The following is a 15,167-nucleotide window of genomic DNA, read 5'->3' on the forward strand; positions in this document are numbered from 1 at the left end:
AGACTACTCAAGATTGAGTGCGCATGCTGCTGTGTTTGGGTTCTCTGCGGTCGTCGGATTGCACAGTCACGCCTAGGGCGAACAGCGGACTATTTCAGGATTTCTGTCGTTAGTCTCTTTACATCGGTACCGAATCTGTAGCGGTATCTAAGGAGTGAAGAGATGTTTGAGAGATTTACCGACCGCGCCCGTCGGGTAGTCGTTTTGGCCCAAGAAGAGGCCAAGATGCTCAACCACAACTACATCGGCACCGAGCACATTTTGCTCGGCCTCATCCACGAGGGTGAAGGTGTTGCCGCTAAGGCGCTTGAGTCGCTGGGTATCTCACTCGACTCCGTGCGCGAACAAGTGCAAGACATTATTGGCCAAGGTCAGCAGCAGCCGACCGGGCACATTCCCTTTACGCCGCGTGCCAAGAAGGTGCTTGAACTGAGCCTGCGTGAAGCGCTGCAACTCGGTCACAACTACATCGGCACCGAGCACATTTTGCTTGGCCTCATCCGCGAGGGTGAAGGTGTTGCCGCTCAGGTGCTCGTGAAACTCGGCGCCGACCTCAACAAGGTTCGCCAGCAGGTCATCCAGCTGCTCGGTAGCTTCCAGGGCAAGGAAGCGGTTGCCGTTGGCGGCAACGAGTCAGCCCCCGATAAGGGATCACAGGTTCTCGACCAGTTCGGCCGCAACCTCACTCAGGCGGCTCGCGATGGAAAGCTCGACCCCGTAATTGGCCGCGAAAAGGAGATGGAACGCGTTATGCAAATCCTCTCCCGCCGCAGCAAGAACAACCCCGTGCTCATTGGTGAACCCGGCGTCGGAAAGACGGCTGTCGTTGAAGGCCTCGCCAACGCGATTGTGGCTGGCGACGTTCCCGAGACGCTAAAGGACAAGCAGCTGTACTCGCTCGACCTCGGAAGCCTCATCGCCGGTAGCCGCTACCGCGGTGACTTCGAAGAGCGCCTCAAGAAGGTCACCAAGGAGATCCGCACCCGCGGCGACATCATCGTCTTCATCGACGAGATCCACAGCCTTGTCGGTGCCGGCGCTGCTGAAGGGGCCATCGACGCCGCCTCCATCCTCAAGCCGCTGCTGGCTCGTGGTGAGCTCCAGACCATTGGTGCGACGACCCTCGACGAATACCGCAAGCACTTTGAGAAGGATGCCGCGCTTGAGCGCCGTTTCCAGTCCGTGCAGGTGCACGAACCTAACCTGCCGCACACCATCAACATCCTCAAGGGACTGCGCGACAAGTACGAGTCGTTCCACAAGGTATCCATCACCGACGGTGCCATTGTTGCCGCAGCGAACCTCGCCGACCGTTACGTCGCCGACCGTTTCCTGCCCGACAAGGCCATCGACCTGCTCGACGAGGCTGGCGCACGCCTGCGTCTGTCGATCCTGTCGGCACCTCCCGAGCTGCGCGAATTCGACGACAAGATCGCCGACGTTCGCGCGCGGAAGGAAGGCGCTATCGAAGACCAAGACTTCGAGAAGGCTGCAAGCCTGCGCGACGAAGAGAAGAAGCTGCTCGGAGAGCGCCTGCGCCTCGAGAAGCAGTGGAAGTCTGGCGACGTCGGCGCGAGCGGAATCGTGGATGAAGGTCTAATTGCCGAAGTTCTGGCAGCAGCAACCGGCATCCCCGTCTTCAAACTCACCGAAGAAGAATCCAGCCGCCTTATCTTCATGGAGAAGGCACTCCACATGCGCGTCATTGGTCAAGAGGAAGCCATCTCGGTTCTCTCCAAGACCATCCGCCGTACGCGTGCTGGCCTCAAGGACCCCAACCGTCCGAGTGGTTCGTTCATCTTCGCCGGTCCGACCGGTGTGGGTAAGACCGAGCTCGCGAAGGCCCTTGCCGAGTTCCTGTTCGACGATGAGTCGGCCATGATCTCGCTCGACATGAGTGAGTACGGCGAGAAGCACACCGTTTCGCGACTCTTTGGTGCCCCTCCCGGATTCGTGGGATTCGAAGAGGGTGGCCAGCTCACCGAGAAGGTGCGCCGTAAGCCGTTCAGCGTTGTGCTCTTCGACGAGATCGAGAAGGCTCACCCCGACATCTTCAACTCGCTCCTGCAGATCCTCGAAGAGGGTCGCTTGACCGATGGCCAAGGTCGCGTGGTTGACTTCAAGAACACCGTCATCATCATGACCACCAACCTTGGTACCAAGGACATCACCGCCGGCCCGATGGGCTTCCAGGTGGAAGGCGACTCCTCGACCAGCTACGACCGCATGCGCGGCAAGGTTGTCGAAGAGTTGAAAAAGCACTTCAAGCCTGAGTTCCTCAACCGCGTTGACGAGACGATCGTGTTCCCGCAGCTCAACAAGGAAGAGCTGCTCCAAATTGTCGACCTCTTCATCAAGCGACTCTCCGAGCGCATGATGGATCGCGACCTCACCGTCGAGATCACCGTTCCCGCCAAGGAGCGCCTCATCGAAGTCGGGTTCGACCCCGCTCTCGGTGCTCGACCGCTTCGTCGCGCAGTGCAGCACGAAGTGGAAGACGCCCTCAGCGAGAAGATTCTCCACGGTGAGCTCAACGCCGGTGACCACGTGCACGTCGACTTCGTTGACAACGAGTTCGTCTTTGTTACGAGCCGCCAGCCGGGCCTGCCCGAAAAGGAACCGGCCGAGGTCGAGGCCTAATCCTCTGAATAAGCGAGGCCTAAGTCTCTGATTGAGCGACTGCGGCACTAGCCACACGAGAGCGGCTGCGCGACACCTTCGGGTGTTGGGCAGCCGCTTCGTCGTTTGCGGCCCCCTGAGGGGTAGCGTTACTGCGTGACCACCTTCAGCATCCGCCCGGCACGCACGCACGACGTACGGGCCATTCAGAGCCTTGTTGAGCCACTCGTGCATGAGCGCATCTTGCTCGGCAAAGACCTCGTGGTGTTTTACGAAGCAGTGCAAGAGTTTCGCGTCGCCGTCGCCCCCGATGGTTCGGTCATTGGATGTGGTGCCCTGCACGTGATGTGGCAAGACCTGGCCGAGGTTCGCACCCTTGCCGTCACCTCCGAGTGGCTCGGCCGGGGCGTAGGCCATGCGCTGCTCGATCAGATCGAAGCGGATGCACGCGCGCTCGGTCTCGACCGCCTGTTTTGTCTCACTTTCGAGACGGCCTTTTTTCAGCGGCACGGCTTCGAACCGGTACAGGAAGAAATCGTGGATCCGGCGGTATTCGCCCAGCTAGCGCTCTCTCCCGACGAGGGCGTGGCCGAATTTCTGGATCTTTCCCGGGTAAAACCCAACACCCTCGGCAACACGCGCATGCTGAAGCACCTTTAGTGGCCCGAGACGTTTAGCCTTGCGGTATGTCGACGTTTAGGAATCCTGTCGGCCCGCAGTCGAGCAGCGTCTATTGGCGCCGGCGCTTGATCGTCGGGCTTGGGCTTCTTGCTGTGATCGCGATCATCCTGCTGATCATCTTTGGTCCGAAAGCATCGACGGACCCCTCCGGTACTTCCGCAAGCACGGGGCCATCGGCCGCAGCATCCAGCACTCCGGCGGCTACGGATGCCTCAGGCTCGGTTATTTGTGATCCAGCCAAACTCACCCTTGAAGCGGTCACGGATGCGTCAAGCTACGACGAGGGCGAGAATCCTCAGTTGTCGTTCTCGCTCAAGAGCACCATGACAGAGCCGTGCGTCGTCGAGGCTGGCAGTGACATCCAAGAGTTCGTGATTACGACTGGTGACGACGAAGTCTGGAACTCCAAGCACTGCCAGACCGAGGGGGAACCGACAACCGTCGTGCTCCAACCCGGAGTTTCTGTGCAATCGAGCTCGATTGAGTGGGATCGTACTCGCTCGGCAACAGACACGTGTGAATCCGACCGCCCCGCTGTGACGGCCGGTGGTGCCAGTTACCACCTTCAGGTTTCCGTCGGGGACATCAGCTCAGAGAGCACCAAACAGTTCTTGTTGAACTAACCCGGATAGGTCATGGCTTCTTCAACCTCCGCGGCGCAGAGCGCCGAATTCAGTTCCCCCATGCTCGCGCAGGCCCTCGCGGCCGGTGATCCCGCTTCGGTGGCTCTTGCGCTCCGAAATGACCGAGTCATGGTTCCGATGCTCGTCGATGTCAACCACGATGCAGACGATGCAGACGATGCAGACGATGCCCACGGGGCCGAGCCGCAAGTGCGCGTGTTTCGGCGCGGTGACGCGGACAAGTACATGCTGCTGTTGTTCTCATCGGTGGATACCTACGTCGCCATGCTCCCGGAGGAATCAGACCACCAGGTTGTCGCTTATCGGGCGGACGATTTGCGCGCTTTCTTGGAGACGAATAAGGGCGTTCTCGAGTCAGTGTGGTTCGATGTCGCAGGCCCTCATACGATGCAAGCGTCGCCAGAGGACATTCTGGATGCCCTGACACTTTCGTGACGGGCGTCGCGAAAATCTCACGGCGCGCTGATTGAGTGTTACTCGGTTGGCCGAGACGCTGACCCAGTTCAGGGGACAAAGTGGCCAAAATAGACCATTTTGGGCCCTTTTCGGCACTCTTTAGGGTTACATCCAGACTCAGGCGAACATCAATGTTATAAACAGGCCTTTCTATCCCCCGTCTGTGCCGGTTACTCTGTTCCACGTGGAAGACAACAGTTTCGGTGTGCCAGCGGGATGGTACCCAGACCCTCTGGGCTTGCCCCAGTTGCGCTGGTGGGATGCCCAAGCCTGGACTGAGCACACCTCAGATGCCCGTGCCCCTATCGTTGTACAGCCGTCGGCGACCAAGCTGGCCTTCGCTGATGACGACGAAGACGATTTCAACGAGGACATCGGTGGGTTCCCTTCACGCCGTGAACAGCGGGATCGCGAACGCGACGCTTCCGAGGGTTTCCTCTCGACGGAGACTCACGCTGAGCCCGAACCCGAGACCGCTCCTGTTCACGACGAGCTAAGCGCCCAGCCATTGCTCGCGATGACACTGCGCGAGCTTGAAGCTCCCGCCGATGAGACTCGTGAGGCCGAAGAGCCTCAACTGCTTCCCAAGTCGGCCACCGCTCACGCGAACACGATGCCTGGTGCATCCACGCTGAGCGCCTACGCCGAAGAAGAAGCTCCCGAACGCGAGATTCGCCAACACCGTACCTACAACGCGGCTGTCTGGCTTATCGCCATCCTGCCTCTCGTGCAGTTGTTGAGCGCCATGTTCCTCATCGCAGGTGCAGGCCTCGGTAATAACCTGCCGCTGCTCCTCGTGGTGTGGGTCGCGCCGTACATCGTGGTTCTCGGCCTAGCCGCCTACGACAACCTCTTGCTTCAGGTGTGGGGCCACGAACGCCCCGCGAATGCAGCTTGGGCGTTCCTGACTGCACCGGTCTACCTCGTGATGCGCGGTATCCGCACAATGCGCGAGACCGGTAAGGGCATCGCCCCGATCGCTACCTGGTCGGCAACTCTCGTCTCGCTCGTGATCGGAATGCTGATCCTTCCGGGTCTCATCATTTCGCTCATCCCGCAGACCTTCAGCACTCAGATCGAGGATTCGATTCAGGCTCAGGCGGCAACGCTCGGCGCCAACATCGAACTCGACTGCCCGGCAACTCCGCCGGTTCTTATCGGTGACACCTTCACGTGTCGCGCAGTGAAGCCAGACAACGGTCAGCGCGACTCGATTCTGGTGAGCTTGCAGCGCGAAAACGGCTGGATCAGCTGGCGCGTAGAGGACTGGGGTCTCTGGACCTTGTTCGGCTAGCCACTCGGCTTCCACAGTTTCAGTCGCAACGGCGGCTCGTCTTCGGATGAGTCGCCGTTGCTTCGTTAAGTGCGGCTGGCGGTACCGTGCGCTCTAGAACTCGGGGATCTGCACGCGCTCGTCGGTAGCGCCAGCGAAAGCGAGTCGCAGTGCTTCGCGCACGTGAGCGGCTTCCGAGTCAATCACGGTACTGAAGCCCAGACGACTGGCCTCTGCGCGGCGCTGTTGAGGCGACGACGCGGGACGAATCTCGCCGGCGAGACTGATCTCGCCGACGACCGCCATCGTGGCTGAGTACGCTTTGTCTTTGTAGGCGCTGGCGATGGCGAGAGCAATGGCGAGGTCGGCGCCCGGCTCAGTGACCCGGATGCCGCCCACCGTCGAGACGTAAACGTCGAACGCGGAGAGCGGGATTCCCGCTCTCCGCTCGAGCACCGCCAGCAGCATGGCCACGCGCGAGGCGTCAACGCCGTTCACGACGCGTCGCGGCTGCGGGGCTTGGGATTTCACGATGAGTGCCTGAACCTCCACGGGGAGGGCACGTCTGCCTTCCAGCGCGATCGTGACGCACGTGCCGCTAACGGGCTGACGTGCGTGCGAGAGGAACAGGCCACTGGGGTCAGGGACTTCGGCGATTCCTTCGCCGGTCATCTCAAAGCATCCAACCTCTTCGGTGGAGCCGAAACGGTTCTTGTGCGCGCGCACGAAGCGCAGCGCGGTCTGGCGGTCGCCTTCGAATTGCAGCACGACATCCACGAGATGTTCGAGCAATCGGGGGCCGGCGATGTTGCCATCTTTGGTGACGTGGCCGACGAGCAAGATGGGCAAGTTTTGGTCTTTGCTAACGCGGATGAGGGTCGAGGCAACTTCGCGTACTTGCGAGGGGCCGCCGGCAATGCCCTCGGTCGCGGCGGAGGCGACGGTCTGCACCGAGTCCACGATCACGAGCTGGGGTTTGACGTGGTCGATCTGGCCAAGGATGGTGCCGAGATCAGTTTCGGCCGCGAGAAAGAGTGAGGGGTGCAGGGCGTTGGTGCGCTCAGCCCGCAGCCGCACTTGGCTTACGGATTCCTCGGCGGTGACATAAAGTACGCGCTGACCGGATGCTGCTGCGCGCGACGCGACTTCAAGAAGCAGGGTGGACTTACCCACGCCGGGCTCGCCGCTCAACAGAATGGCGGCTCCGGGAACAACGCCGCCGCCAAGCACGCGGTCAAACTCGGCGATGCCGCTCGGCCAGTGCGCGACGGACTCCGCGCCAATCTCGGTAATCGAGCGTGCGCCGCTGGCCTCAGAGACGGCGACGGTCGAGACCCGCTTGGTGATGCCGGTGGCCGCACCAGCGTCGGTCACGGTGCCCCACTGCTGACATTCGCCACAGCGGCCTACCCATTTGATGGAGGTCCAGCCGCACTCAGTGCAGCGAAAATTACTTACAGCTCGGGCCATAGTTCAAGAGTAGGCGGCACGACTGACACCGCTACGCGAGCGTCAGGAAGAGCTTCTCGATGTCGTCTTTCGTCATGCCATCGTGGCTTCCCTGGCCATCGGCGTCTTCAGTTGAGCACGACTGCAGCGCATTGGCGATGATCATGAAGCCGGCGCGGTCGAGAGCCTTGCTCACCGCAGAGAGTTGCGTCACGACATCCTTGCAATTCGAGTCGGCGCCCATCGATTCAATGAGGGCGCGAAGTTGTCCTTCGGCGCGCTTGAGGCGATTCATGATCTTGCGCATGGCCTCGGGATCGTGGCCAGCATCGGCAACGACTGCCGTGGCGTCCGCGGTGCCGGTGGCTGCAGCATCCGTTGTCATGATCAGTTGCCCTTGGTGACGGGCAGGCCAGCGTTACGCCACGCTGACGTTCCGCCCTCAACGTTGACGGCGTCGAAGCCCTGAGTGTTGAGCCATTCGACGGCTTGTGCACTGCGGCCGCCGCTTTCGCAGATGACGTACACGGTGTCGTCGCGGTCGAGTTCTTCGACCCGGGCAACGAGTTCTCCGAGCGGAATGCTGGCGGCCGCAGGTGCATGCCCCGACACGTATTCAGCGGGTTCGCGCACGTCGATGACGACGGGGTTGGTGAGTTCGGAGAGCGTGTGCGTGGTGATGGTGTTCATGAAATTCCTTGCGAGTGATGAGGTGAGTGAGGTGGGTGAGAGAGAAAGTGGGGGAGCGAGCGCCGACGCTTACGCGGTAGCCGCGCTCCACGTGCGGTAGCCGCCGTCGAGGTTTACGGCGTCAAAACCATTCTGAGCGAGGATGCGCACGGCGGTGTGGCCGCGCTGTCCGACCTGGCAGTGCACGATGACGCGGCGGTCACCGAGTTCATCGAGACGCTCGCGCAGCTCGTCGAGCGGAATGTTGACGGCGTGCGGGATGGCGCCGCGTTCGAATTCGGCGACGGTGCGAACATCCACCAACAGGGTTCCCGCTGCGAGTTCGGCGTCGATCTCGTGCCACTGAATCGACGCACTGAGGCCGTCGCGCAGATTCTTTGCGACGTAGCCGAGGTGGTTGATCGGGTCTTTGGCCGAGCCGTACTGCGGGGCGTAGGCAAGCTCGAGATCGGCGAGGGCACTCGCGGTGATGCCGAAGCTCGTGGCAGTGGCCAGTACATCCATGCGCTTGTCGACACCTTCTTTACCCACCGCCTGAGCGCCCAGAATGAGATCTGTCTTGGCATCGACCATGAGCTTGAGGGAGAGTGACTGAGCACCGGGGTAGTAGCCGGCGTGCGACACGGGGTGGGTGTGGATGACGCGGATGTCGCGCCCCGCAGCCCGTAGTGCGCGTTCGGTCGAGCCGAGGCTCGCGACGGTCAGCTCAAAGACGCCGACGATCGCGGTGCCGAGGGCCGGCTTCGATGCCACTTCGTCGCCGGCGAGAGTGTCAGCGAGGTAGCGGCCGTCGCGGTTGGCGGGGCCTGCGAGGGCGACGAGCTCGTGTTCACCACTGATAGCGCCGACCTTTTCAGCGACGTCCCCGACGGCATAGATGTGAGGTTCGCTGGTCTGGTAGCCCGCGCTGACCCGGATGCCGCCAGCGGCTCCGGTTGCCAGTCCAGCGTGCACGGCGAGGGCATTGTCGGGGCGCACGCCGATTGCCGCGACGACAACGTCTGCCGCGACGCTCGAGCCATCACTAAGTTGGACGGCGGAGTCATCCACCGCAACCGCCTCGGAGCCGAGGCGAAGGTCAACGCCGTTGGCGCGCAAGTGGGCTTCGACGGGCGTGACCATTTCGGGGTCGAGCGTGCCGAGGATGTGAGCGGGGCGCTGCACGAGGGTGACGTTGAGGCCGCGCTTGGCGAGGTTCTCGGCCATCTCGACGCCGATATAGCCGGCACCCAGTACGACGACGTTCGCGGTTGTGGGGTCGAGGTCGCCGAGGGAGGTGTGGAGGGCGTCAACGTCTTCGATGTTGCGGAGTACGAGCATCCGTTCGCTACCGGGGATGGCCGGGATGGCGGCGCTCGCGCCGGTCGCGATAACGAGCTCGTCAAAGTGCTCGGTGCTTGTTGAGTTGTCGCTGCGGTTGTGCACCGTGATGCTGTGGCCGGCGGAATCGATCGCGGTGACGTCGTGGTTGACTCGAACGTCGAGGCCGAAACGGCGGCCGAGGCTCGCGGGAGTCTGGAGCAGTAGTTCGTCGCGCTCGGTAATAACGCCGCCGAGGTAGTAGGCGAGGCCGCAGTTGGCGAAGGAGACATGGCCGCTGCGCTCGAAGACCACGATCTCAGCGCGCTCATCGCGACGGCGCATGCGGGTGGCGAAAGACATTCCGGCGGCTACTCCACCGATAACGAGGATGCGGCGGGGGCGTGGTGTGGTGGCGGTGCTCATTGATTAAGCATACCCCTAGGGGTATCCGTCGAGCCAGTGGTTCTCGATGAGCGAAATATCGGGGTGGGGCAGCGCGGGCGAATATTGCTGAGGAATGCGCGGATTTGGTGAGATCGTGTTTACGATGGGGTACCGAACAAGGGAGCATCGCCGTGGCCGACAGCACTTTCGATCCGCGGTTCGATCCGTCATTCCAGCGCGGTTTTAAGGCGAGGGAGCGGGCTGACCGGTCCGATACTGCGCGCCTCGTCGATCTCTTTCGAGAGGACGCCACCCCAGGCGCCACCAACCCCGCCCCGCGCTCTTACGGAGCTGCCGGCACTCCAGCGGTGGCATCCGATTCGCACATCTCTCCGCCTCCGTCGTCACCGGCGACACCACCGACGACACCTCTGGCGTCGGCTGACATGCGAGCGCCGCAAACGCACTATGTGGATGATTCGGGCGCGCCCGGGGAGGTTGTCGCTGATGATCGTGAGACAGTCGCACCCTCATCCCTCGCGCGCAACCCATGGGTGTACGCGCTCTGGGCTGTCGGGGTCGCCGGCGTGGGCGCTGCGGCGTCAGCGCTGTGGTGGTCCAACTCAATCCTTTATGGCGTCACGAGTGTCGAGCTGGAAAGCTACGCGACTGTCGCGACGATCCAATCAGTCGCTCCCCTCGGATTCGCCGTCGGCGCGTTTTCACTCGTCGGGGCGATGCTTCTGCACGGGTTGAGTTGGTTGCGTAGAAACTAGTGAACGCACGTCGCAAATATCTGTACTAAACTCTCTCCCGGTACCGTGTCCGAGCGGCCGAAGGTGCAACTCTCGAAAAGTTGTGTGTGTGAAAGCGCACCGTGGGTTCAAATCCCACCGGTACCGCCAACGAAAGGCCCCAGATTCGTCTCGAATCTGGGGCCTTTTTGGGCGCGTTCGGCACCATGATGGCGTCGCGTTCTCGCCGAAGTGCGGTGGGTAACTGTGTGGCCTTCGATGACCGGGGCGATCGTTCGTTGTGCCCGTGGATCTCATTCGTGGTGGAAGCAAATTTGCCCCCCGAATGGGCGTCCAGTGCGGCCGAGAATCCCCATTATCGGCGCTGTTTGTGCCCCGTTTTGGGCTCAGGCAGTCCCCGGAAGAGGGGACTGTACGCGCACTGAGGGCTCGCGTAGCGTTCGTATCGTGGGAAAAACCGGGGGGTTTCGAGCGCGACGCACAGTCGTACGCGCATTGGGCATGCTTGCGATCGTGGGAGTGCTGGCTTCAGGCCTAGCGCTCTCATCGCCGACACCAGCAGCTGCGGCCGGAGAGAGCACGATCCTCTCCTTGGTCAACAGCGCACGAGCGGCGGAGGGCCTCGGCCCGTTGAAGCTGAACTCGTCGATGAGCTCGGTGTCTGCAGCGTGGGCGAAGCAAATGGCGGCCAATGGGGTGATGGCACATAACCCGAGCTATTCGTCGCAGATCAAGAGCGGCTGGTCTCGCGCGGGAGAGAACGTCGCCCGTGGGTGGCCTTCTCCCACAGCAGTGCACGAGGCTTGGATGAACTCGGCGGGACACCGCGCCAACGTCTTGGGCGACTACACCGACATCGGAATCTCATTCCTGACCATTAACGGCACGACCTGGGCCGTTCAGAATTTTGCCAAGTACGGCAAGAGCGTTCCTGCTCCCGCAACCCCGAGTGGCGTTGAGCGTCTCTCGGGCCGAGACCGCTACTCCACTGCCGTCGCAATCTCGCAGGAGTACAAGCCGGGCGTTGACGTCGTTTACGTCGCGACCGGCTCCAACTACCCCGACGCTTTGAGCGCGGCTCCCGCCGCGGCCAAGCAGGGTGGTCCGCTCTTGTTGACGCCACCGACTGGACTTCCAACCAGCGTCAAGAACGAGATAAAGAGGCTGAAGCCGAAACTCATCGTTGTCGTGGGTGGAAAAGGCGTGCTCTCCAACTCGATCTACTCACAGTTGTCAAAACTCGCGCCCAAGATTCGACGCGATGGTGGATCCAGTCGCTACGAGACCTCACGCATTGTGATCCAGCGGGCCTTCCCGGAGGGGGCGGACGCTGCGTTCTTCGCCACCGGCGCCAATTTCCCTGACGCGCTGAGCGCGAGCGCCGCGGCGGGCAACACGGGCAGCCCCGTCATCCTGATCGACGGAAAAGCAAACGGAATCGATAGCGCGACAGCCAAGCTGATCGATCGCCTTGACATCTCGGAGGTCATGATCGCTGGTGGAACAGGAGTCGTCTCTTCGAAGGTCATGAAGGCTCTTGATGCGCAGCCCGGAGTGGACTCAACTACTCGCTACGCCGGGAACGATCGTTACTCCACCTCCCAGGCAATCAACAGCGCAAGCTTCGACACCGCACCACGAGCATTCTTCGCGGTCGGGACAGGATTCGCTGACGCTCTTGCGGGAGCCGCGCTCGCTGGCGGAACCTCCGCTCCACTGTATGTGGTACCCGGAAACTGCATCCCTCGGGGAGTTGTCGGAAACCTCAACGACTTTGACACCTCGAACCGTGTTCTTCTCGGTGGGACCGGAGCGCTCGGCTACGGGGTTGTGAACATGACTCCCTGCAAGTAATTGCAACTTACAAGAGCCCCGCATTCCTGATGGAATGCGGGGCTCTTTGCGTGCCGTGCCGCAACAGCAAATGCCCCGCCTTGTCCTAGACGGGGCACTCGTTGTTGAGGCTCAGAGTGAGCTGATGGCAGGGGAGGTTCTACGCGGCGTTGCTCTCTGCAAAGCCGAGAGCCATCTCCTCGAGGCTGCGTAGTGCGCCCGTCTGGAGGTACTCCATAGCTGCGAGTGAAGCATCGTGCGGCGCCTGCGCCGAGCCGATCGTGCATTCCTTGACGACGCGCGCAAAGTAGTTGTTCTGGTGCGCGTCCACGAAGGTGTAGTGCACGCAGACGTCGGTGAGGCATCCGATGATGACCAGGGTGTCAATGTCGAGTCCTTTGAGCACGAGTTCTAGATCGGTCGCAAAGAAGCTTGAGTATCGGCGCTTAACGATGATCGGTTCGCCTTCGAGCGGAGCGATAACATCACTGAGCTCGGTTTCTGGATCGCCCTCGAGGAGGTGCACGTCCTCATCTCCATCGAGTTCCCGGCCAAAGTCGATTCCGGAACGACGGTGCTGCTCGGAGACGTAGACAACGGGGACATCGTTACTGCGAGCGGCTGCGATGAGCTGAGCACAGTTCTGAAGAAACTCGGGGTAGCCGCTCATCATCGGAATGGATTCGTCCGTCGGATCATCCTGCACGACGTCGACGACGAGGAGGGCTGTTTTGCCCACGAGCATGGGTTGTTTCATGAGAGGTTCTCTTTCTTGACCGAGAGCGGCCAGATAGTGGTGAAGGTGACATACGTTGCTCCAGAGACGACGATTCCGGCGATCCAGGCGATATCAGCACCTCCGAGGTAGTCGACAGACCACGGGCCCACCCAGAGCGTCGCGTTCGTTGTCATCAGGGCCGCGAATGCCCCAATCGCCCACGCGCTGACAGCACGCCAGTTGACTCCAGCCGAGTACCAGTAGGTGCCGCGACGTTTGGCGAACAGATCTTCGAGGTTGTTGTACTGCCAGCGACGCAGTGCAAAGTCAGCGATGAAAACACCGCACCACGGCGCAGTCCACACAATGAGCATCGAGAGGAATTCAACGAAGAAGTCGACGAAGTCGAAAGCGAAGAGCGCAACGGTTGCTGCGACGGCGACCAAGAGCGAGTCCACGATCACCGCGGTCCAACGCCGCACGTTGATTCCGATCGTCTGGAGGGCAAGGCCCGAGGAGTACAGATTCACGGTGTTGTTGGTCATAAGGCCGAGCACTACTACGAGCAGGAACGGTACGAGATATCCCGAAGGAAGGATTTGTTCGAACGCTCCCACGGGGTCAATAGAGAGGTCGATGGTGGACGCGACGGCGATTCCAAAGCTCATTGTGAGAACCGAGGGGAAGAGTGCGCCGAGGGTAGCCCACATCGATATTGCGGGGATCGAACTGCGGGTGGGCAAGTAGCGAGCGAAATCGCTGGCGATCGTGACGAACGAGAGCGCGCCACCGGCGACGCCAATGCCGAGCGCAAGGAACCATGTGGCAACAGCGTTGTCTGCGGCCAATTCGCCGCCGGCGTAGGCCCAATCGACGAACGGCAATCCGAAGTAGATCGCGATGACCATTCCGATAGCGAGCGCCCAGGTCATGATGCGCTGGAGCGCAATGATCAGGTCGTGACCCCACACTGCGGCCACGGTGACGATGCCCAGCACGAAAACGAGCGCCAATAGCGTCTGGAGGATGCCGGTTCCCCAGCCCAGTACATTGAACAGCGTCAGGAGCGCCGAGACGCCGACAACAACGTTGACGGTTTCCCAACCTACGGCGCTGAGCCAGGCGAGCACTGCGAGCGGCTTGTTGGCGCGGATACCGAAGGAAGCACGGGATACCACCATCGTGGCCGTACCGGCGCGTGCTCCGGCGCCTGCAACGATGCCGACGAAGACGTAGGCCAGTTGTGCCACCAACATTGCGCTGAAGGATGCCGTGAGCGAGAGCCCGAGTGAGCCCATGATGGCACCCATCACGAAGCCGGTCACGGCCCAGTTGACGGCGGCCCAGATGTAGAACTGCTGCCGAGTCTTACCGTGTCGTTCCCGTTCGGGAATGAGGTCGATTCCTCGAGTTTCTACCTCGAGTGCTGATGTCGTTTGACGAGCGGATTCCGAAGTTTCCGAAGCGGTTGCTGTGTTTTTCATCGGGGTCTTCCTTGACGTGATGGTGCTGTGGGCAGGAGTGAGTTAGTAGCGGCGTCGCACGAGAGTGAATTGGAGCTTTCTGTCGGCGATGTGGACAAGCGACACGATCATCGGGCGGCCGCTGGCGTCGTAGTGAGTCTCGATTAGGCGCATCACCGGGTCTCCGGCGGCAACTCGTAGCTCCGAGGCGATTTCTTCAGCGGCGGGAACAGGGGAGAGTTCAACTACAGAGTGGTCGACCGGAGTTTCGCAGTGGAGGTCGGCAAACTCAAAAATTGAGTGACCCAGTTCGGACTCGTGTGACACTGGCCCCGTGATCGCCGAAGAGTGAACGAGCTCGACGGCATGGACAATGGGATCATCGTCGGCGGTGAAGACCCGGGAGATCTTGACGACGGGGTCTTCGCTGGTCGACGCGATCCGCGACGCGAACACCTCGGGTGCCGGAATCTCGACAACTGCCGTGCGAATGACGTCGGGGGTGAACCCCGCATCAGCGATGAGATCGAAGAAACCGGTCGTGCGGTTGAGAGAGGTGCGCGCCTGCGCGATGTGGGTGTTGATTCGAGTACCGACTCCGCGTTGGCGGCTAACGAGCCCTTCCTCTTCGAGCGATCGCATCGCGGCTCGCAGTGTTGCTCTGCTCACGCCGATCTGTGGGGCGAGACGGTCCTCTGCGGGGAGCTGCCCGTCGGGGAAAGCGCCCGCGAGGATGGACTCGGTGAGGGCGCGTTTTGCGCGATAGGTCAGGGGCTGGTTATCAACCCGCGTCACTGCGGGAGCGACCGATGTGGACTCTGGCATGGGGGGAGCCTAGTTAGTCAGACAAAGTATGTCAAACAAATACGAAACGAACGCACGCACGCCTGTGGGCGGGCG

Annotated in this window: 14 protein-coding genes and 1 tRNA gene; 8 read left to right on the top strand and 7 right to left on the bottom strand. The window is 61.4% G+C overall.

What is annotated here, in order from left to right; translation table 11 throughout:
• The first annotated feature begins 162 nt into the window (after positions 1 to 162).
• The 5 genes from ACR3YK_RS07120 (at position 163) to ACR3YK_RS07140 (ending at position 5,694) form a co-directional block, all read left to right on the top strand.
• Positions 163 to 2,640 carry an ATP-dependent Clp protease ATP-binding subunit gene (locus ACR3YK_RS07120; protein WP_486174235.1) on the top strand — a complete coding sequence of 826 codons (2,478 nt, stop codon included), beginning with the start codon at positions 163 to 165 and terminating at the stop codon, positions 2,638 to 2,640.
• A 135-nt stretch (positions 2,641 to 2,775) separates the two neighbouring features.
• A complete protein-coding gene (locus ACR3YK_RS07125; RefSeq protein WP_486174236.1) occupies positions 2,776 to 3,279 on the top strand; it encodes an amino-acid N-acetyltransferase in 504 nt (167 codons plus the stop codon).
• 26 nt (positions 3,280 to 3,305) lie between these two features.
• Positions 3,306 to 3,923 carry a hypothetical protein gene (locus ACR3YK_RS07130; protein ID WP_486174237.1) on the top strand — a complete coding sequence of 206 codons (618 nt, stop codon included), beginning with the start codon at positions 3,306 to 3,308 and terminating at the stop codon, positions 3,921 to 3,923.
• Between the two features lie 12 nt (positions 3,924 to 3,935).
• Positions 3,936 to 4,379 (top strand): SseB family protein, encoded by a 444-nt coding sequence (locus ACR3YK_RS07135; protein ID WP_486174238.1) that lies wholly within the window; start codon positions 3,936 to 3,938, stop codon positions 4,377 to 4,379.
• Between the two features lie 205 nt (positions 4,380 to 4,584).
• The gene (locus ACR3YK_RS07140) at positions 4,585 to 5,694 is read left to right on the top strand and encodes a DUF2510 domain-containing protein (protein WP_486174239.1); all 1,110 of its coding nucleotides are present in this window, start codon (positions 4,585 to 4,587) and stop codon (positions 5,692 to 5,694) included.
• Positions 5,695 to 5,787: 93 nt separating this feature from the next.
• Here ACR3YK_RS07140 and radA read toward each other — a convergent pair whose 3' ends face one another.
• The 4 genes from radA to ACR3YK_RS07160 all read right to left on the bottom strand — a co-directional run bounded on the left by radA (position 5,788) and on the right by ACR3YK_RS07160 (position 9,537).
• Positions 5,788 to 7,143 carry a DNA repair protein RadA gene (radA, locus tag ACR3YK_RS07145; protein WP_486174240.1) on the bottom strand — a complete coding sequence of 452 codons (1,356 nt, stop codon included), beginning with the start codon at positions 7,141 to 7,143 and terminating at the stop codon, positions 5,788 to 5,790.
• A gap of 31 nt (positions 7,144 to 7,174) precedes the next feature.
• On the bottom strand, positions 7,175 to 7,507 hold the full coding sequence (locus ACR3YK_RS07150) for a metal-sensitive transcriptional regulator (protein ID WP_100388113.1): 333 nt from the start codon (positions 7,505 to 7,507) through the stop codon (positions 7,175 to 7,177).
• A 2-nt stretch (positions 7,508 to 7,509) separates the two neighbouring features.
• The gene (locus ACR3YK_RS07155) at positions 7,510 to 7,812 is read right to left on the bottom strand and encodes a rhodanese-like domain-containing protein (RefSeq protein WP_100388114.1); all 303 of its coding nucleotides are present in this window, start codon (positions 7,810 to 7,812) and stop codon (positions 7,510 to 7,512) included.
• Positions 7,813 to 7,881: 69 nt separating this feature from the next.
• Positions 7,882 to 9,537, bottom strand: coding sequence for an FAD-dependent oxidoreductase (locus ACR3YK_RS07160; RefSeq protein ID WP_486174241.1), 1,656 nt, complete (start codon positions 9,535 to 9,537; stop codon positions 7,882 to 7,884).
• A 152-nt stretch (positions 9,538 to 9,689) separates the two neighbouring features.
• Between ACR3YK_RS07160 and ACR3YK_RS07165 the strand changes: the two genes are divergently transcribed.
• The 3 genes from ACR3YK_RS07165 to ACR3YK_RS07175 all read left to right on the top strand — a co-directional run bounded on the left by ACR3YK_RS07165 (position 9,690) and on the right by ACR3YK_RS07175 (position 12,107).
• Entirely contained in the window at positions 9,690 to 10,274 is a 585-nt protein-coding gene (locus tag ACR3YK_RS07165; protein WP_486174242.1) for a hypothetical protein, read from the top strand.
• Between the two features lie 39 nt (positions 10,275 to 10,313).
• Positions 10,314 to 10,403, top strand: a tRNA-Ser gene (locus ACR3YK_RS07170).
• A gap of 351 nt (positions 10,404 to 10,754) precedes the next feature.
• Positions 10,755 to 12,107, top strand: coding sequence for a cell wall-binding repeat-containing protein (locus ACR3YK_RS07175; RefSeq protein WP_486174243.1), 1,353 nt, complete (start codon positions 10,755 to 10,757; stop codon positions 12,105 to 12,107).
• A gap of 139 nt (positions 12,108 to 12,246) precedes the next feature.
• Here the strand turns inward: ACR3YK_RS07175 and ACR3YK_RS07180 are convergent, their stop codons facing one another.
• From ACR3YK_RS07180 to ACR3YK_RS07190, 3 genes are read right to left on the bottom strand one after another with little or no spacing between them, the layout of a single operon-like run.
• Entirely contained in the window at positions 12,247 to 12,843 is a 597-nt protein-coding gene (locus ACR3YK_RS07180) for a cysteine hydrolase family protein (protein WP_486174244.1), read from the bottom strand.
• A complete protein-coding gene (locus ACR3YK_RS07185; protein ID WP_486174245.1) occupies positions 12,840 to 14,288 on the bottom strand; it encodes a purine-cytosine permease family protein in 1,449 nt (482 codons plus the stop codon). Before ACR3YK_RS07185 ends, ACR3YK_RS07180 begins: the two co-directional genes overlap by 4 nt.
• 42 nt (positions 14,289 to 14,330) lie before the next feature.
• Complete coding sequence (locus tag ACR3YK_RS07190; RefSeq protein ID WP_486174246.1) at positions 14,331 to 15,092, bottom strand: GntR family transcriptional regulator; 762 nt, start codon at positions 15,090 to 15,092, stop codon at positions 14,331 to 14,333.
• Positions 15,093 to 15,167: the final 75 nt, after the last annotated feature.

The sequence above is a fragment of the Salinibacterium sp. 10G20-15 genome (genome assembly GCF_057365065.1).